Raw genomic sequence first — 18,072 nt, forward strand, 5'->3', positions numbered from 1 at the left:
ACCACGTGTTCGGGCGTTCCAGGATCCAGACCAAGACCGACGACCAGATCCGCGCCATGCGACGTGCGGGGCTGGTCGTCGGCCGCACCCTGCAGATGCTGTCCGAGGAGCTGCGGGCCGGTATGACCACCGGGGAGCTCGACGCGCTGGCCGAGAGCTTCATCCGTGACCACGGCATGGTGCCGAACTTCGCCGAGGTGCCGGGCTACCACCACACGCTGTGCGTCTCCGTCGGCGAGCAGATCGTGCACGGCATCCCGGGGGACCGGATGCTGCTGGAGGGCGACCTGGTGTCCGTCGACTGCGGCTGCTACGTCCTCGAGGACGGCACGCAGTGGCATGGCGACGCTGCCCGCACCTTCGTCGTCGGGGGGCGGGAGGCGGCCAGGCCGGCCGAGCTCGCGCTGTCCGACGCCACCGAGTCATCCCTGTGGGCGGGCATCGCCGCCCTGCGCGTCGGGGGCCGCCTGCACGAGGTGGGGGCCGCGGTCGAGGACTCGATCGAGGCCTCCGGGCGGCGGGACGGGGTCGACTACGGCATCGTGGAGGACTACGTCGGCCACGGCATCGGGACGTCCATGCACATGGACCCCCAGGTCTACAACTATCGCGTCCGCGACCGGGGGCCGACCGTCCGCAGCGGCGTGACCCTGGCGATCGAGCCGATGATCACCCTGGGCTCGGCCGACAACCACGTGCTCGACGACGAGTGGACGGTCGTCACCGACGACGGCTCCGCGGCGAGCCACTGGGAGAACACCGTGGCCGTCACGGACGCGGGTCTGTGGGTCCTCACCGAGGTCGACGGGGGAGCGGAGCGGCTGCGGGCGGCGGGCGCGGCATACGGCCCGCTCGACCAGGCCTGACGTCCCCCCAGCGCGCCTGCGCCGATTTCCCTGCGTGCGGGGGTATGGCGTAGGCTGGTGCGTCGGCTCACGAGCGTTCAGACCCACCTGTCCCGGCGGCTGGTCATGGCAGGTCAAGGTCTCGTCACAACGTGTGCCGGAAGTACCCGATCAGACAGTGCCACGGCGGTTGTCGTCCTGCTCGCAGGGCGCGGTCCGCCTCGACGGAATGTGGAGGACATGGCCAAGAAGGACGGTGTCATCGAGATCGAGGGCACGATCGTGGAGGCTCTCCCGAACGCGATGTTCCGGGTGGAGCTCACCAACGGTCACAAGGTGCTCGCTCACATCTCCGGCAAGATGCGTCAGCACTACATCCGCATCCTCCCCGAGGACCGGGTCGTCGTTGAGCTCAGCCCGTATGACCTGACCCGAGGGCGCATCGTCTTCCGCTACCGCTGACCGGCTCGTCCGGTCCGGTGGTCGGCAGGCACCACCCGATCCACCCGCCTGGAGCACGTCCGTGCCCCGGGCCCGATCTGAAGACAGTAGGCAGATGAAGGTTCAGCCGAGCGTCAAGAAGATCTGCGACAAGTGCAAGGTGATCCGCCGCAACGGCCGGGTCATGGTGATCTGCGAGAACGCTCGCCACAAGCAGCGTCAGGGCTGATCCACCGGTCATCGTGGCCCCGGCCGCGTCGACCCGCACGCGCAGGCTTCCGCCGAACGCGCACGAAGCATTGCCAGCAGCACCCGGCCTCAGGTCTCGAACCGTCGAGACCTGGACGTCACCCCCGGCACGGAGGCCGGGGACCGAGATCCTCGTCCGAGCGAGGCGCCCGACCAAGAGGGCGCCGTGCGGCGACGGCGTGGGGTCAGCGGAACGGTGCTGCTCCAGACCTCCGTCCGTATCAGGAGAACCAACCACATGGCTCGTCTCGTTGGAGTCGACCTGCCGCGCGAGAAGCGCGTCGAGGTCGCACTGACGTACATCTTCGGCGTGGGCCGCACCCGCGCCGTGCAGACGATCGCGGCCACGGGCGTCAACCCGGACACGCGCGTCAAGGACCTCACCGAGGAGGAGCTGGTCAAGCTCCGCGACCACCTCGAGGGGAGTTACCAGATCGAGGGTGACCTCCGTCGCGAGATCGCGTCCGACATCCGCCGCAAGGTGGAGATCGGCTCCTACGAGGGCCTTCGCCACCGTCGTGGTCTGCCCGTCCGCGGTCAGCGCACCAAGACCAACGCCCGCACCCGCAAGGGTCCCAAGCGCACGGTCGCCGGCAAGAAGAAGGCCGGCAAGAAGTAACCAACCGATGTGAACCGGACGCCCAGCCGGGGGATTGGAAACCCTCGCGGCGCGGCACATCAGTCGGTCCACTTCACGCACAGTCTTCACTTACCGAGTTACAGGAGAAACCAGCCACATGCCTCCCAAGGGCCGTCAGGCTGCGGCGAAGAAGGTCCGCCGCAAGGAGAAGAAGAACGTCGCCCACGGGCACGCTCACATCAAGAGCACGTTCAACAACACGATCGTCTCGATCACCGACCCGACCGGTGCGGTGATCTCGTGGGCGTCCGCCGGCCAGGTCGGCTTCAAGGGCTCCCGCAAGTCCACGCCGTTCGCCGCGCAGATGGCCGCGGAGGCCGCCGCGCGCCGCGCCATGGACCACGGCATGCGCAAGGTCGACGTGTTCGTCAAGGGCCCGGGCTCGGGCCGCGAGACGGCGATCCGCTCGCTGACCGCGACCGGCCTCGAGGTCGGCGCCATCAGCGACGTCACGCCCACCCCCCACAACGGCGTGCGCCCGCCCAAGCGCCGTCGCGTCTGAGACACGGAAGGAGATAGCTGACTTATGGCTCGTTACACCGGACCCATGAGCAAGAAGTCCCGTCGTCTCAAGACCGACCTCGTCGGTGGCGACCGGAACTTCGAGAACCGCCCCTACCCGCCCGGCATGCACGGCCGCGGTCGCGTGCAGGAGAAGGAGTACCTCCTCCAGCTGCGCGAGAAGCAGAAGGCCCGCTACATGTACGGCGTGCTGGAGAAGCAGTTCCGCAACTACTACGAGACGGCCTCGCGCCGTCCCGGCAAGACCGGCGAGAACCTCCTCCAGATCCTGGAGTCCCGCCTGGACAACGTCGTCTACCGTGCCGGCCTGGCCCGCACCCGTCGTGCGGCGCGTCAGCTCGTCGCCCACGGCCACTTCACGGTCAACGGCGTCCGCGTGGACATCCCGTCCTACCAGGTGACCCAGTACGACATCATCGACATCCGTCCCAAGTCGGTGAACACGTTCCCGTTCGAGCTGGCTCGCCAGACCTTCGGGGACCGTCCGATCCCGGCGTGGATGCAGGTGGTCCCGGGCTCCCTGCGGATCCTGATCCACCAGCTGCCCGTGCGCGAGCAGATCGACGTCCCCGTCGAGGAGCAGCTGATCGTGGAGCTCTACTCGAAGTAATCGGCATCACGACGCATGGCGGTGGGCCGGGTTGCGGCCCGGCTCGCCGCCATACGTCTGAGACCACGGTCCGTCCCGCGGACGGACCGGCCGGCCGGCTCACGGACAGAGGTGAGCGGCCGCCCCGCCAGGGGATTCATGAGACGTCATATAGCGGGCGTCCATGGGAAGGAAGAAGACCGTGCTGATCGCACAGCGTCCGGTGCTCTCGGAGGAGATGCTCTCCGAGGCCCGTTCCCGCTTCACCATCGAGCCCCTCGAGCCGGGCTTCGGCTACACCCTCGGCAACTCGCTGCGGCGCACGCTGCTGTCGAGCATCCCGGGTGCCGCCGTCACCAGCCTGCGCATCGACGGTGTCCTCCACGAGTTCTCCACCGTCCCCGGTGTCAAGGAGGACGTCACGGAGTTCATCCTCAACATCAAGGGCCTGGTCGTCTCCTCGGAGCACGACGAGCCGGTCGTGATGTACCTCCGCAAGCAGGGTCCCGGCGCCGTCACCGCCGCCGACATCACCCCGCCCGCGGGCGTCGAGGTGCACAACCCCGACCTGCACATCGCGACGCTCAACGACAACGGCAAGCTCGAGATGGAGCTGACCGTCGAGCGTGGCCGTGGCTACGTCTCGTCGCAGCAGAACAAGTCCGGCGAGCAGGAGATCGGCCGCATCCCGGTCGACTCCATCTACTCCCCGGTGCTGGCCGTGACCTACAAGGTCGAGGCGACGCGTGTCGAGCAGCGCACGGACTTCGACCGCCTGGTGGTGGACGTCGAGACCAAGAACTCCATGGCTCCGCGCGACGCGATGGCCTCCGCCGGCAAGACGCTGGTGGAGCTGTTCGGGCTGGCCCGCGAGCTCAACGTCGAGGCCGAGGGCATCGACATGGGCCCGTCCCCGACGGACGCCGCGCTCGCCGCCGACCTGGCGCTGCCGATCGAGGACCTCGACCTGACCGTCCGGTCCTACAACTGCCTCAAGCGTGAGGGCATCCACACCGTGGGTGAGCTCGTGGGTCGCAGCGAGGCCGACCTGCTCGACATCCGCAACTTCGGTGCGAAGTCGATCGACGAGGTCAAGGCCAAGCTCGTGGGCATGGGCCTGCAGCTCAAGGACAGCCCGCCCGGGTTCGACCCGTCGACGATCGCCGAGGCGTACGACAGCTACGAGGACGACATCGCCCTCGAGGACGAGCAGTACTGAACTACTGACCGAAAGCAGGACTGACCTCACGGTGCCACGGTCGGCGCCCCCTGCGGTCGGTCGGACTATCTAGGAGAAACCATGCCTACCCCCACCAAGGGTCCTCGTCTCGGCGGCGGTCCGGCCCACGAGCGCCTGATGCTGGCCAACCTGGCCACGTCGCTGTTCGAGCACGACCGGATCACGACCACGGAGGCCAAGGCCAAGCGCCTGCGCCCCCTGGCCGAGCGCATGATCACCTTCGCCAAGCGCGGAGACCTGCACGCTCGTCGTCGCGTCCTCACGGTCGTCCGCGACAAGGGTGTCGTCCACCGCCTGTTCGTGGAGATCGCGCCGGACATGGCGGAGCGCCAGGGCGGCTACACCCGCATCACCAAGATCGGTGCGCGCAAGGGCGACAACGCCCCCATGGCCGTCATCGAGCTCGTGCGCGAGCCCGTCGCCAAGAAGGCCACCGTCAAGGAGGCCGAGGCCGCAACCCGGCGCGCGTCCAGGGACTCCCAGCCGGCCGTCCCGGTCGAGACCGCCGAGCCCGTCGAGGCCCCCGAGGCTGTCGAGACCGAGACGGTGGAGCCGGTCGCCACCCCGGAGGCCGAGGCCCCCGAGGCGCCGGTCGAGGACCAGCCCACCACCCAGGCGGCCGACGCCGCCACGGACAGCACCACCGAGGCCAAGGGCGACGCCTGACCGCGTCCCCGGAGCACAGCAGGGCCCGTCACCCCCACCAGGGGTGCCGGGCCCTGCGGCATACGAGGGGTCCTCGTGCCATCGCTAGGATGGACGCTCATGGAGACCCCGCCGTCCGCCCTGTCCCGACTGCGGGTGGATTTCGCGTATGACGGGACGGGGTTCAGCGGGTGGGCGGCGCAGCCAGGCCGACGGACCGTCGAGGAGACGCTCGCCGTCGCGTGGCAGACGATCCTGCGCAGCGAGGCGCCGCCGCGGCTGACCGTGGCCGGGCGCACGGACGCGGGGGTGCACGCGCGCGGCGCCGTCTGCCACCTCGACGTCGCGGACGACCTGCTGGCGCGGCTGCCGGGGCGCTCGGACCGGAGGCCGGTCGAGGCCGCCGTGACGCGTCTCAACGGGGTGCTCCCCGGCGACGTCGTGGTGCGGGCGGTGCGGGTGGCGCCGGAGGGCTTCGACGCCCGCTTCTCCGCGGTGGAGCGGCGCTACCGCTATCGGCTGCTGGACGACCCGGCGCGCCTGGACCCGCTGCGACGGCACGACACGACGGTGGTGCGCAGGCCCCTCGACCTGTCCCGCATGCAGGAGGCGTGCGCGGGTCTGGTCGGGCTGCACGACTTCGCGGCCTTCTGCCGGCAACGGGAGGGCGCGACGACGATCCGCACGCTGCTGGAGTACTCCTGGGTGCGTGACGACCAGGGGGTCCTCGTGGCCACCGTCCGCGCCGACGCCTTCTGCCATTCGATGGTCCGAGCGCTGATCGGGGGCGCGGTGCCGGTGGGGGAGGGACGCCGGGACCGTGAGTGGTTGCGGTCGGTGCTGGCGGGGGCCCGGCGAGATCCGGGGGTGGCGGTCATGGCGCCGCACGGGCTCAGCCTGGACGAGGTCGTCTACCCGCCCGACCCGGAGCTGCAGGCGCGGGCGCGAGAGGCTCGGTCCGTGCGGACCCTCCCGGGGGGCCGACCCCCGCGTGGAGAGGACGGCTGACGCGGTTTGCTGCAAGAAGTGCAACTTATTGCAGGGGCTGGGGGGCGGTCTGTCGGTGGCGGGCACCATACTGTCGAGCGGACCACGACGACGTGGCCCGTCAGGTGCCCGCGGACCCCACTGCGGGCATGAGTCTCAGGAGACATCGTGCCGCTCATGATTCGCCGCGCTGCCCGTCCGGCACTGGCCACCCTCGCCGCCCTGGCCCTCGCCGCGATCGGCCTGCCGCACGCGCCTCTCGCCACGGCGGTCGAGCCCCGCACCGTGACCCTCGTCGGCTCGCTGCAGTCCGAGCTCGGCTGCTCCGACGACTGGCAACCCGCCTGCGAGCAGACGCGTCTCGTGCCCGAGACGGGCACGACGACCTATCAGCGCACCTTCGACGTCCCGGCCGGGTCCTACGAGGTCAAGGCCGCGATCAACGGCACGTGGGAGGAGTCCTACGCGCTCGACGGCACCAAGGGCGGAGCCAACGCTCCGCTCGTGCTCCGAGGCCCGGCACGGCTGCAGGTGACGTACGACGACAGCACGCACCGCACCGGTATCACCCCGCTCGGGCTGTCCGGCGGCGCGACCGCGGCTGACAAGGCTCTGGCCGGGGACAGCCTCCGTCCGCCGACGACACGGGAGCGCTTCTACTTCGTGATGGCGGACCGGTTCGCCAACGGCGACCGGTCCAACGACCGCGGGGGTCTTGCCGGAGGTCGGCTCGAGACGGGGCTGGACCCGTCCGACAAGGGCTTCTACCACGGGGGTGACCTGGCGGGGCTGCAGCAGCGCCTGGACTACATCAAGGGGCTCGGCACCACGGCGATCTGGTTGACTCCGTCGTTCAAGAACCGTCCGGTCCAGGGCACCGGGGCCGACGCGAGCGCGGGCTACCACGGCTACTGGGTCACCGACTTCACCCAGATCGACCCGCACCTGGGCAGCAACGCCGAGATGAAGGCCCTCGTCGCCGCAGCGCACGCCAAGGGGATGAAGGTCTACTTCGACATCATCACCAACCACACGGCCGACGTGCTCGACTACGCCCAGAAGCAGTACTCCTACGTGCCGAAGTCGGCGGTCCCCTACAAGACGGCCACGGGTCAGGCGTTCGACGACCGGGACTACGTCAACAAGCAGTTCCCGCCCCTGTCGGCGCAGACGTCCTTCCCCTACACCCCCACCTACCGCACCGAGACCGACAAGACGGTGCGGGTGCCCTCCTGGCTCAACGACCCGACGATGTACCACAACCGCGGAGACTCGACGTGGGCGGGCGAGTCGACGACCTACGGCGACTTCGTGGGTCTGGACGACCTGTTCACCGAGCGTCCCGAGGTGGTCGACGGGATGGGCGACGTCTACGCCGCGTGGGTCGACCTCGGCATCGACGGCTTCCGGATCGACACGGTCAAGCACGTCAATCTCGAGTTCTGGCAGCGGTTCTCTCCGCGGGTCCTGGACCACGCGCGGTCGATCGGCCGCAAGGACTTCTTCATGTTCGGCGAGGTCTACGACGGCGACCCCAAGGTGATGTCCACCTACACCACGGCCGGCAAGCTCCCCGCCACGCTGGACTTCGGCTTCCAGGGCGCAGCCGTGGCCGCCGCCCAGGGCAAGGCCACGACCGGCCTGCGCGACCTGTTCGCCGGCGACGACTACTACACCGACGCCGACTCGAACGCCTACCAGCTGCCGACCTTCCTCGGCAACCACGACATGGGACGCGTCGGCATGATGCTCGCCAAGGCGGGCTACACCGGCGACGAGCTGCTGCAGCGCACGCGGCTGGCCAACGCGATCATGTACCTCACCCGGGGACAGCCCGTCACCTACTACGGCGACGAGCAGGGCTTCGCAGGGGCCGGGGGCGACAAGGACTCGCGCCAGGACATGTTCGCCACCAAGGTCCAGCAGTATGCCGAGGAGCCCGTCATCGGCGGAGCCCCCGGGTCGCGGGACCGCTACGACAGGTCCGCACCGCTCTATCGGACGATCTCCGAGCTGTCTGCGCTGCGGCAGGCCAACCCGGCGCTCGCGGACGGTGCCCAGATCCACCGCTACGCCTCGGACGCGGCCGGCATCTACGCCTTCTCGCGCATCGACCGGGCCACCGGTCGCGAGTACGTCGTCGCCGTCAACAACAGCACCAAGGCCGCGTCCGCCTCCTTCTCGACCTACGTCCGGCAGCGGCCCTTCCTGCCCGTGCACGGCACGACGTCGATCCTCAAGTCCGACAAGGATGGCCGAGTCACCGCGACCGTGCCGCCGCTGTCGGTGAGCGTCTGGTCCTCGACCGGCTCCATGACGCACCGCCCGGCGGCGCCGGCGGTCTATCTCACCTCACCGGGTGCCGGCGCCGCCGTCGGCGGTCGGGCGGAGATCGCGGCGGCCATCCCCGAGAACACCTTCGCCCAGGTCACCTTCGCCTACCGTCCGGTGGGGACGTCCGGGTGGACCACGATCGGCACCGACGACAATGCTCCCTACCGGGTCTTTCACGACGTGACGGGGATGGCCAAGGGCACGCTGCTCGAGTACCGCGCCGTGGCCAAGGACAGCTCCGGCAACGTGTCGGCGTCCTCGTCATACGGCATCGTCGGGGATCCCGGCAACGACCCCCTGCCGGGTGGTGGAGGGGTCGGCCCGGTGACCCAGCCCGCGGCGGTGTCCGTCCCGGGCACGCACAACACCGAGATGGGGTGCGCCGAGGACTGGGCCCCGTCCTGCGACCAGGCGCAGCTCGCGCTGGACGCCAAGGACCAGGTCTGGAAGCGCACGTTCACCACGATCCCGGCGGGCCAGCACTCCTACAAGGCGGCGATCAACCGCGCGTGGGACGAGAACTACGGCGCCGGCGGCGTCCGGGGCGGGTCCAACATCGACTACACCGCACCAGGCGGCAACGTCACCTTCTACTACGACCACGCCACGCACTACGCCACCAGCGACGCGCAGGGCCCGATCATCACGGCCCCGGGCTCCTACCAGGCCAAGCTCGGCTGCGGCGGTGACTGGGCACCCGACTGCATGCGGCCGTGGCTGCAGGACCCGGACGGGGACGGCACCTACACCTGGTCGAGCGACCAGATCCCCGCCGGGAGCTACGAGTTCAAGGTGACGCACGGCCTGTCGTGGACCGAGAGCTACGGTGCGGGCGGCGCCGCGGGCGGGGCCAACATGTCCTTCACCGTGCCCTCGGACGGCACGGTCGTCACCATCTCCTACACGATCGGCACCCACATGACGACAGTGAAGACGTCCCGGGCCGGGTCGGCCCCCGACCTCGGCACGCAGCGCGCCGTCTGGGTCGCGCCGGACCTCGTGGCCTGGCCTGCCTCCGGGGTGCCGCAGGGGACCGACCCGGCCCTCCTGCGGTGGCGGCTGCACTGGTCGCCGACCGCACGGCTGGCCATGGACGCCGAGGCGATCACCTCACCCGACGGCGGTCAGGCAGCGCTGACGCGGGACCCTGCGGGCCTACCGGCCGCTGTGCTGGCCTCGCACCCCGAGCTCAAGGGCTACCACGCCCTGCGGCTGGACCGCGCGGCGGCCCGTCAGGCTCCGGAGATCCTCCGCGGGCAGGTGGCCGTGGGGATGTACGACCACCTCGGTCGCATCCAGGACGCCACCGGGGTGCAGACCGCCCTGGTGCTCGACGCGCTGTATGCCGGCCGTGCGGCGGCCCGCTCCTACGGCGTGACCTTCCGCGGGAGCACGGCCTCGCTCGCGGTGTGGGCGCCCACGGCTCAGCAGGTGACCCTCCTGTCGTGGCCCGCCGGGGCGGCAGCCGACGCCCCGGTCTCGAGCGCGACGCGCACCCGGATGGACCGCGGTCAGGACGGTGCCTGGACGGTCACGCGGCCCGGGTTCAAGGACTCGCGCTACGCCTACGAGGTCGTCGTCTACGCACCACGCACCCGCAAGGTCGAGACCAACGTGGTCACCGACCCGTACTCCGTCGCGCTCACGCCTGGCTCCGGTCGCTCCGTGGCGGTCGACCTCGCCGACCCCGCCCTGGCGCCCCGGCTCTGGCGCGAGGCGAAGGCACCGGCCCTGCGGCAGTCCGTGGACTCCACGATCTACGAGCTGCACGTGCGGGACTTCTCGATCGGCGACGAGAGCGTGCCGGCGGCCCACCGGGGCTCCTACCTCGCGTTCGCCGACGAGGGCAACGGCACCAAGCACCTGAGGTCCCTGGCCCGCGCGGGGCTCAACACCGTGCACCTGCTGCCGACCTTCGACATCGCCTCGATCCCCGAGCGGCGCGCAGACCAGCAGACGCCGGGCTGCGACCTCTCGTCCATGGGGCCGGCGAGCGAGGGCCAGCAGGCCTGCCTCGCCAAGGTCGCCGACAAGGACGGCTACAACTGGGGCTACGACCCCTTGCACTGGATGGCCCCCGAGGGTTCCTACGCCTCGAGCGACGCCGGCGCTGACGGAGGCGCGCGCGTGGCGGAGTTCCGCACGATGGTCGGTGGTCTGCACCGCTCCGGGCTGCGCGTGGTCCTCGACCAGGTGTTCAACCACACCCCGGCCTCGGGCCAGGACGCCACGTCCGTGCTGGACCGGGTCGTCCCCGGCTACTACCACCGGCTGGACGCCAAGGGCGCGGTCTACACCTCCACCTGCTGCCAGAACATCGCCACGGAGCACGCCATGGCGGAGAAGGCCATGGTCGACGCCGTGGTGCTGTGGGCGCGCCACTACAAGGTGGACGGCTTCCGCTTCGACCTGATGGGGCACCACAGCCGCGAGTCCATGGTCAAGGTCCGGGCCGCGCTCGACGCCCTGACCCCGGCGCGCGACGGGGTCGACGGCCGGACCGTCTACGTCTACGGCGAGGGCTGGAACTTCGGCGAGGTCGCCGACAACGCGCTCTTCCGCCAGGCCACGCAGGGGCAGCTCGGGGGGACCGGTATCGGGTCGTTCAACGACCGGCTCCGCGACGCGGTGCGAGGCGGTGGGCCGTTCGACGACGACCCTCGCGCCCAGGGCTTCGGCTCGGGGGTGGCGACCGACCCCAACGGCAGCCCCGTCGCAGGCGGCGCCGCCGACCTCGCGGGAGACACCGACCTGCTGCAGCTCGGCCTGGCGGGCCAGCTGAGGTCCTTCCGCTTCCGGAGCACGCGGGGGGCGGTCGTCACCGGCGAGCAGGTGGACTACAACGGCGCCAAGGCCGGCTACGCCGACCAGCCGGACGAGGCGATCAGCTACGTCGACGCCCACGACAACGAGACGCTGTGGGACGCGCTCACGATGAAGCTGCCCCGGGCGACCTCCATGGCCGACCGGGTGCGGATGAACACCCTCTCGCTGTCGACCACGGCGCTCGGGCAGTCGCCGAGCTTCTGGCACGCGGGGGCCGACCTGCTCCGGAGCAAGAGCTTCGACCGGGACAGCTACAACAGCGGTGACTGGTTCAACACCCTGTCCTGGACGGGCGCCGACAACGGCTTCGGCCACGGGCTGCCGCCGGCCGGTCCCAACAAGGCCAAGTGGGAGTTCATGCGGCCCCTGCTCGCCGACGCCTCGCTCAAGCCGTCGCCCGCCGACGTGGGGACCGCGACGGCCCAGGCCCAGGACCTGCTGCGGCTGCGCTTCTCCACGCCGCTGTTCCGCCTCGGCACGGCCGACCAGATCAAGGCCAAGCTGAGCTACCCGGTCAGCGGCACGGGCGACGCGCACCAGGGCGTGGTCGTGATGCGGATCGACGACACCCGGGGCACCGCCGTCGACCCCGCGCTGGACGGCGTGGTCGTCGTCTTCAACGCCACGCCCGAGGCGGTCACCCAGTCGGTGCCGGCGCTCAAGGGCACGCCCTTGACGCTGTCTCCCGTCCAGCAGCGGGGCGCGGACGCGGTCGTCCGTGGGTCTCGCTGGGACGCCGCGGCCGGGGTGGCCACCGTCCCCGCCCGCACCGTGGCCGTGTTCGTCCAGCCGGCGCGCTGAGGCACGCCCATCGCCGACAGCGGAGCCCCCGACCGGTCGCCGGCCGGGGGCTCCGCTCGTGATCCGTCCCGCGGCCCGGCACGCCGTGCGGGGGACCGCCGCGTCCGCGAGACTGGGCGGATGAGCGAGCTGGTCTACGGATGCATGGGGCTGGGCGGCGACTGGGACGGCGAGGAGGTCACGGTCGACGCGGTCGATGCGGCCGAGCGCGCCGTCCTGGCCGCGCTGGACGCCGGGATGACGACCTTCGACCACGCCGACATCTACCGGCGGGGCAAGGCGGAGCGGGCGTTCGGCCTGGTGCTGCAGCGCCATCCCGGGCTGCGGGACCGGATCCGCATCCAGACCAAGGTCGGGATCACCCTGCCGACCGACGACGTCGTGGGCCACTACGACCTGTCCGGCGAGGCCATCCGCGGACGGGCCCGAGCGTGTCTCGAGCGGCTGGGCGTCGACCACGTCGACACCCTGCTCCTGCACCGGCCGGACCCGCTGATGGAGCCGCAGGACGCGGCGGACGCCCTGCAGGAGCTGGTCGGCGAGGGCTTGGTGGGCGCCGTCGGCGTGTCCAACTTCTCGGCCGCCCAGATGCGATCCCTGCAGCGGCACCTCGACCTCCCGCTCGCCGTCAACCAGCTCGAGCTGTCGCTGCATCATCGGGGATTCGTCGAGGAGGGCATCTGCGTCAACACGGCCGCGTCGACCTCGGCGCCCTTCCCCGAGGGGACCCTCGAGCACTGCCGGGAGCAGGGCGTCCAGGTGCAGGCCTGGGGCAGCCTCGCCCAGGGGCGCTACTCGGGCCGGCTCCCGGACGACGCCGAGGGGGCCGATCGTCGGACGGCCCGTCTCGTCGCGAGGCTCGCCGAGGAGCTGGGCGCCACGCGGGAGGAGGTCGTCCTCGGGTGGCTGATGAAGCACCCCGCACGGATCGCCCCGGTGGTGGGCAGCACGGATCCTGACCGCATCCTGGCCTGCGCCGGCGCGCAGCGGGTGGCCGCGTCGATGAGCCGTGAGCAGTGGTACGCCCTGCTCACGTCGGCGCGGGGTGCCGGCGTGCCCTGACGCCGGACCGGTCCGGCGTCAGCACTGGTCGCGGACCCGTGCCGCACTCCGGCGACGATCCGCCCGTGCAGCAGGCAGGTAGCCGAGCAGACCCAGCACGGAGACGAGTCCGCCCAGGGCCATGGCCGTCGCGGTGCTCGTGCGGCTGGCCAGCAGTCCCAGCACGGGGGACCAGGCCGCTGCCGCCGCGCAGAAGACCAGCGAGTTGAGCGACAGCACCGTCGCCCGGTTGCCCGAGGTGGCCTCGCGGTGCAGGAGGGCGTTGTGGGCGACGCCCGCGGTGCCGTGCAGGGCGTACGTGAACAGGTAGGCGGCGACCAGCGCGACCGGGCCCGCGGCCAGCCCCATCGCGAGCGCCCCCAGCCCGTTGAGCACGCGGGCAACGATGGCCGTGCGAGGCACCCCGATGCGCTGGTGGAGCCGCCCGGCGAGGGAGGACAGGACGCGGTTGCCGACCACGAGCCGGACGCTGTCGCCGATCACCCTGGGCGTCGCGCGTGCGGAGGCGACGAGCGCGGCGAGCCCGCCGGACCCCGTACCACCGGGTGGGGCATCCTCGGCCCGCGTCTCCCGCAACAGGGCGGACGTCGCCACCAGGTGAACGACGCAGAGCAGGGCATAGAGGACGAGGGGAAGCAGAAGCGCGCTGTGCCCCCGACCCAGCGCATCGGCCAGCCCCGACGACGGGAGCTCGAGCAGCAGCACGGCCAGGCCCTGGAAGGACACGTAGGTGAGCGTCTCGGCGACGCTGAGCCCACGCTCGCGCGCCCACAGCGTGAACACGCCGACCACCAGCCCGACCGGGGCCCACCGGGTGCCGGTCAAGACGAGGAAGACGGTGCGGGGGGCGAGCGGACGCATGGGAGCCACTTTCGACGACTGGTCAGTTGTGGGCGGGGTGTCGGGAGGTGACCAGTGGGCGGGGGGTGGGGGTCAGCGACGCCGTGGGGCCTTGTCGAGGTCGATGGGGTAGGCGACGTGGTAGAAGGAGACACGCTTGGCCTCCGGGTTGCCCTGGCCCGCGGTCCGATAAGAGTCGGCCAGCTCGGAGACCCGGTCCCGTAGCTCGGCGAGCTGGGCGTCGGTGACGACGAGCATGGTGTCGTTCATCGAGGCGGCGTCCTGCCAGGAGGAGGGCCAGCGGTGACGGGCGTCCAGCCAGGCGCCGAACTTGTCGTGGAAGTGCTGCAGCCAGTCCCGCTCCAGCCAGCCGAGGGCCGTGTCGGCGTCCTCGTCGTCGTGGAACTCGCTGGGGCTGAACTGGGTGAGGTCGGCGGACGCGGCCCACAGCCGTCGCCGGCCCTGACGGTCACCCACCTCCACCACCAGCCCGACCTCCGCGAGCTTGCGCAGGTGGTATGACGTCGCGCCGCTGTTGGTGCCCATCACCTTCGCGAGCGCGGTTGCGGTGGAAGGCCCCTCGCGTCGCAGTGCCCTCACGAGGCGGGATCGCAGGGGGTGCGCGAGGACCTTGACGGCGGTGGCGGTGAGCCGCACCGATGACAGCGGGGGAGGGGGCGGGGGGATCGTCATACGTGCACAATAGCTTTGCACAGGACGTTTGCACACTTGTTTTGCAAAATGCGTCGGGAGACCCATTGCCGCAGGTCAGAGGCCGTACGGCGGTGCTCCACCCGCCGTTTGGGGTGGCGCGGCTCGGCCGGTAGACTTGAGGACTGTTGTGCCGTGTGCCCTCCGCGGGCGTGCCACCCCAGCGCAGGTCGCCGGGAGCTCACGGCATACCGCCGATACACACTCATCCGAACGTAAGGCAGAACCACCGTGCGTACGTACACCCCGAAGCCGGGCGAGGTCACTCGCACCTGGCACGTGATCGACGCGACCGACGTCGTGCTCGGCCGTCTGGCCGTCCAGGCCGCCACCCTCCTGCGTGGCAAGCACAAGGCGACCTTCGCCCCCCACGTGGACATGGGCGACTTCGTCATCATCATCAACGCCGAGAAGGTCGCCCTCACCGGTGCCAAGCTCGAGAAGAAGATGGCCTACCGGCACTCCGGCTACCCGGGTGGCCTCAAGAGCCAGAGCTACGCCGAGCTGCTCGACAAGGACCCGACCCGGGCCGTCGAGAAGGCCATCCGCGGCATGCTGCCGAAGAACTCGCTGGCCCGCCAGCAGCTGACCAAGCTCAAGGTCTACACCGGCGACAAGCACCCGCACCAGGCCCAGCAGCCTGTCCCCTTCGAGATCACCCAGGTCGCGCAGTAATCCGCCGCCGCGCGACGCTGCCGTAGACATTTAAGGAAACAACGTGGCTGACACCAGCATCGACGTCGAGAACGTCCTCGACACCGACGAGCCCGAGCTCACCGAGTACACCAGCGAGTCCTCGGCCCCGGTCGAGCCCTCCCGCAAGCCCTCCGCCTCCGCCCCCGGCGCGGCCACCGGTCGCCGCAAGCAGGCCATCGCCCGCGTGCGCATCGTCCCCGGCACCGGCGAGTGGAAGATCAACGGTCGCGGCCTGGAGGAGTACTTCCCCAACAAGGTCCACCAGCAGATCGTCAACGAGCCCCTCAAGGTGCTCGAGCTCGACGGCGCCTACGACGTGCTCGTCCGCGTCCACGGCGGTGGCCCCTCCGGCCAGGCCGGCGCCGTCCGCCTGGGCGTGGCCCGCTCGCTCAACGGTGTGGACGAGGAGCTGAACCGTCCGACCCTCAAGAAGGCCGGGTTCCTCACCCGCGACGCCCGCGTCCCCGAGCGCAAGAAGGCCGGTCTCAAGAAGGCCCGCAAGGCCCCGCAGTACTCCAAGCGCTGATCTGACTCCGCGCCGACGCGCGGGTCCTCGCGCCACCGACGGCGGTCGTCCCTCACGGGGCGGCCGCCGTCCGGCGTCACGGACCGGCGCCGACCTCCTCGACGCCCGCCGTAGTACGGTCGAGAGCAGACCACGCTCAGCTGACCCGGGCTCGCCGCCGCGCGGCCCGACGACGAAAGGCCTCCTGTGGCTCGACTCTTCGGCACGGACGGCGTCCGCGGCCTCGCCAACCGGGACATCACCGCGGACCTCGCCCTGCACCTGTCGGTGGCGGCCGCGCGGACGCTCGGCGACAAGGGGGCCTTCGGTGGCCAGCGGTCCGTGGCGGTCGTGGGCCGTGACCCCCGCGCCTCGGGCGAGTTCCTGGGCGCGGCCGTCTGCGCGGGTCTCGCGTCGGCGGGCGTCGACGTCCTCGACGCCGGGGTGCTGCCCACCCCGGCCATCGCGTACCTCACGGCCCGGATGAACGCCTCCATCGGCGCCGTGCTCTCCGCCTCGCACAACGCGATGCCCGACAACGGGATCAAGTTCCTCGCCAAGGGCGGGCACAAGCTGTCCGACGCCCAGGAGGACGAGATCCTCGAGCGCCTGGACGCCGAGCAGCAGGCGTCGAGCGACCGCCCGACCGGCGCGGCGGTGGGGCGCATCCGTCCCTTCCCGCAGGGCGCCGACTTCTACATGGAGCACCTGCTCGACGCCGTGCCGACCCGCCTCGACGGGCTGCACCTGGTCGTCGACGCGGCCCACGGAGCAGCGAGCCAGGTCGGTCCCGAGGTGTTCGAGCGGGCGGGTGCCACGGTCGACGTCATCGGGGCGTCCCCCGACGGCCTCAACATCAACGACGGCTACGGCTCCACCCACCTCGATCGCCTGTCGGAGGCGGTCGTCGCCCGCGGCGCCGACCTCGGTGTCGCCTGGGACGGCGACGCGGACCGGTGCCTGGCGGTCGACGCGCAGGGCACGGTCGTCGACGGGGACCAGATCATGTCGATCCTTGCCCTGGCCCTCAAGGAGCAGGGACGCCTCGCCGAGGACACCCTCGTGGTGACGGTCATGAGCAACCTGGGGCTGCTGCAGGCGATGGAGCGCCAGGGCGTCACCATCCGCCAGACCGGGGTGGGCGACCGCTACGTCCTCGAGGACATGCGCGCCAACGGGCTGTCGCTCGGTGGCGAGCAGTCGGGCCACGTCATCATGCTCGACCACGGCACCACCGGTGACGGTGTGCTGACCGCGCTGATGCTGGCCGCTCGCGTCGTGGAGTCCGGGCGCTCCCTCGCCGAGCTGGCCTCGGTCATGACGCGTCTCCCGCAGACCCTCGTCAACGTCAAGGGCGTCGACAAGGACGCCGTGGACCGCAACGACGCCGTCAAGATCGCCGTCGCCGAGGTCGAGAACGAGCTCCAGGGCTCGGGACGGGTGCTGCTCCGCAAGTCGGGCACGGAGCCGCTGGTGCGCGTGATGGTCGAGGCGCAGACCGAGGAGGACGCGCGGCGGGCCGCCGAGCGTCTCGCCCAGGTCGTCAAGGACAACCTGTCGATCTGACGCCCGGCCCCGGGTGATCGGGTCAGGGCAACGCCAGGTCAGAGGAAGGGCGGGACCTCGCCGCGGGACTCCGCAAAGATCAGCAGGGTACGCGTGCTGGTGACACCAGGGATGATCTGGATGCGGTCGAAGACCACCGCCCGCAGCGCCGCGTTGTCCTGCGCCCGCACGAGCACGATCACGTCGTACTCCGCCGCGACCAGCGCCACGTGCTCGACGTACGGCACCTGGACCAGGGCGTCCCGGACCTCGCGCCAGGAGTTCTGCTCGACCGACACCAGCACGTAGGCCGACGTGCCCAGCCCGGCCGCCTCAGGGTTGACGCGCACCGTGAAGCCGTCCACCACGCCCTGCGCGACCAGGCGGTCCAGCCGGGCGTAGGCGGTGGCCCGCGACACGTGCAGCCGCTCGGCGATGGTGCGCAGCGACTGCCGCCCGTCGGCGACCAGCGCGCCGAGCAGCGAGCGGTCCACCTCGTCGAGAGGGGCGCCGGGGCGCGCGTGGTCAGACACCTGGCCTCCGTCCTCGCTCTGCGAGAGCCGATCGTCCGGTTCTCCGCCGCCTCATTGAACC

17 protein-coding genes are annotated in these 18,072 nt (G+C 71.0%); 14 read left to right on the plus strand and 3 right to left on the minus strand.

Going from position 1 to position 18,072, the window contains the following annotated elements:
* Nucleotides 1-5: 5 nt before the first annotated feature.
* From map to GGG17_RS00410, 11 genes are all read left to right on the plus strand, one after another.
* Nucleotides 6-866 carry a type I methionyl aminopeptidase gene (map, locus tag GGG17_RS00360; RefSeq protein WP_311966316.1) on the plus strand — a complete coding sequence of 287 codons (861 nt, stop codon included), beginning with the start codon at nt 6-8 and terminating at the stop codon, nt 864-866.
* Between the two features lie 219 nt (nt 867-1,085).
* On the plus strand, nt 1,086-1,307 hold the full coding sequence (gene infA / locus GGG17_RS00365; RefSeq protein ID WP_006946284.1) for a translation initiation factor IF-1: 222 nt from the start codon (nt 1,086-1,088) through the stop codon (nt 1,305-1,307).
* A 94-nt stretch (nt 1,308-1,401) separates the two neighbouring features.
* The gene (rpmJ, locus tag GGG17_RS00370) at nt 1,402-1,515 is read left to right on the plus strand and encodes a 50S ribosomal protein L36 (RefSeq protein WP_019286332.1); all 114 of its coding nucleotides are present in this window, start codon (nt 1,402-1,404) and stop codon (nt 1,513-1,515) included.
* A gap of 258 nt (nt 1,516-1,773) precedes the next feature.
* Nucleotides 1,774-2,154, plus strand: a complete 381-nt coding sequence (gene rpsM, locus GGG17_RS00375; RefSeq protein ID WP_154591836.1) for a 30S ribosomal protein S13 — start codon at nt 1,774-1,776, stop codon at nt 2,152-2,154.
* 118 nt (nt 2,155-2,272) lie between these two features.
* Nucleotides 2,273-2,677 (plus strand): 30S ribosomal protein S11, encoded by a 405-nt coding sequence (rpsK, locus tag GGG17_RS00380; RefSeq protein WP_019286330.1) that lies wholly within the window; start codon nt 2,273-2,275, stop codon nt 2,675-2,677.
* A 24-nt stretch (nt 2,678-2,701) separates the two neighbouring features.
* Entirely contained in the window at nt 2,702-3,307 is a 606-nt protein-coding gene (rpsD, locus tag GGG17_RS00385) for a 30S ribosomal protein S4 (protein WP_154591837.1), read from the plus strand.
* Between the two features lie 181 nt (nt 3,308-3,488).
* Nucleotides 3,489-4,505 carry a DNA-directed RNA polymerase subunit alpha gene (locus GGG17_RS00390; RefSeq protein WP_288797601.1) on the plus strand — a complete coding sequence of 339 codons (1,017 nt, stop codon included), beginning with the start codon at nt 3,489-3,491 and terminating at the stop codon, nt 4,503-4,505.
* A gap of 81 nt (nt 4,506-4,586) precedes the next feature.
* Nucleotides 4,587-5,192, plus strand: a complete 606-nt coding sequence (gene rplQ / locus GGG17_RS00395) for a 50S ribosomal protein L17 (protein ID WP_154591839.1) — start codon at nt 4,587-4,589, stop codon at nt 5,190-5,192.
* A 99-nt stretch (nt 5,193-5,291) separates the two neighbouring features.
* Nucleotides 5,292-6,179: a tRNA pseudouridine(38-40) synthase TruA gene (truA, locus tag GGG17_RS00400; protein WP_154591840.1), complete on the plus strand. Its 888-nt coding sequence runs from the start codon at nt 5,292-5,294 to the stop codon at nt 6,177-6,179.
* Between the two features lie 159 nt (nt 6,180-6,338).
* Nucleotides 6,339-12,119 (plus strand): pullulanase-type alpha-1,6-glucosidase, encoded by a 5,781-nt coding sequence (pulA, locus tag GGG17_RS00405; RefSeq protein ID WP_446471666.1) that lies wholly within the window; start codon nt 6,339-6,341, stop codon nt 12,117-12,119.
* 120 nt (nt 12,120-12,239) lie between these two features.
* Nucleotides 12,240-13,181, plus strand: coding sequence for an aldo/keto reductase (locus tag GGG17_RS00410; RefSeq protein WP_154591842.1), 942 nt, complete (start codon nt 12,240-12,242; stop codon nt 13,179-13,181).
* An 18-nt stretch (nt 13,182-13,199) separates the two neighbouring features.
* On the opposite strand, the gene GGG17_RS00415 is transcribed toward GGG17_RS00410, so the two are convergent.
* Together GGG17_RS00415 and GGG17_RS00420 are read right to left on the minus strand one after the other, a co-directional pair.
* On the minus strand, nt 13,200-14,042 hold the full coding sequence (locus tag GGG17_RS00415) for an MFS transporter (RefSeq protein WP_154591843.1): 843 nt from the start codon (nt 14,040-14,042) through the stop codon (nt 13,200-13,202).
* 72 nt (nt 14,043-14,114) lie between these two features.
* The gene (locus tag GGG17_RS00420) at nt 14,115-14,714 is read right to left on the minus strand and encodes a winged helix-turn-helix domain-containing protein (protein ID WP_154591844.1); all 600 of its coding nucleotides are present in this window, start codon (nt 14,712-14,714) and stop codon (nt 14,115-14,117) included.
* A 249-nt stretch (nt 14,715-14,963) separates the two neighbouring features.
* Between GGG17_RS00420 and rplM the strand changes: the two genes are divergently transcribed.
* The 3 genes from rplM (at nt 14,964) to glmM (ending at nt 17,499) form a co-directional block, all read left to right on the plus strand.
* Nucleotides 14,964-15,407: a 50S ribosomal protein L13 gene (gene rplM / locus GGG17_RS00425; protein WP_288797604.1), complete on the plus strand. Its 444-nt coding sequence runs from the start codon at nt 14,964-14,966 to the stop codon at nt 15,405-15,407.
* A gap of 43 nt (nt 15,408-15,450) precedes the next feature.
* Nucleotides 15,451-15,954, plus strand: coding sequence for a 30S ribosomal protein S9 (gene rpsI, locus GGG17_RS00430; protein ID WP_288797605.1), 504 nt, complete (start codon nt 15,451-15,453; stop codon nt 15,952-15,954).
* Nucleotides 15,955-16,140: 186 nt separating this feature from the next.
* A complete protein-coding gene (glmM, locus tag GGG17_RS00435) occupies nt 16,141-17,499 on the plus strand; it encodes a phosphoglucosamine mutase (RefSeq protein WP_289032701.1) in 1,359 nt (452 codons plus the stop codon).
* Between the two features lie 38 nt (nt 17,500-17,537).
* Here the strand turns inward: glmM and GGG17_RS00440 are convergent, their stop codons facing one another.
* Complete coding sequence (locus GGG17_RS00440; RefSeq protein ID WP_289032699.1) at nt 17,538-18,011, minus strand: Lrp/AsnC family transcriptional regulator; 474 nt, start codon at nt 18,009-18,011, stop codon at nt 17,538-17,540.
* Nucleotides 18,012-18,072: the final 61 nt, after the last annotated feature.

This window comes from Arsenicicoccus cauae (assembly GCF_009707125.1).
GTDB classification, from domain to species: Bacteria; Actinomycetota; Actinomycetes; order Actinomycetales; family Dermatophilaceae; genus Arsenicicoccus; species Arsenicicoccus cauae.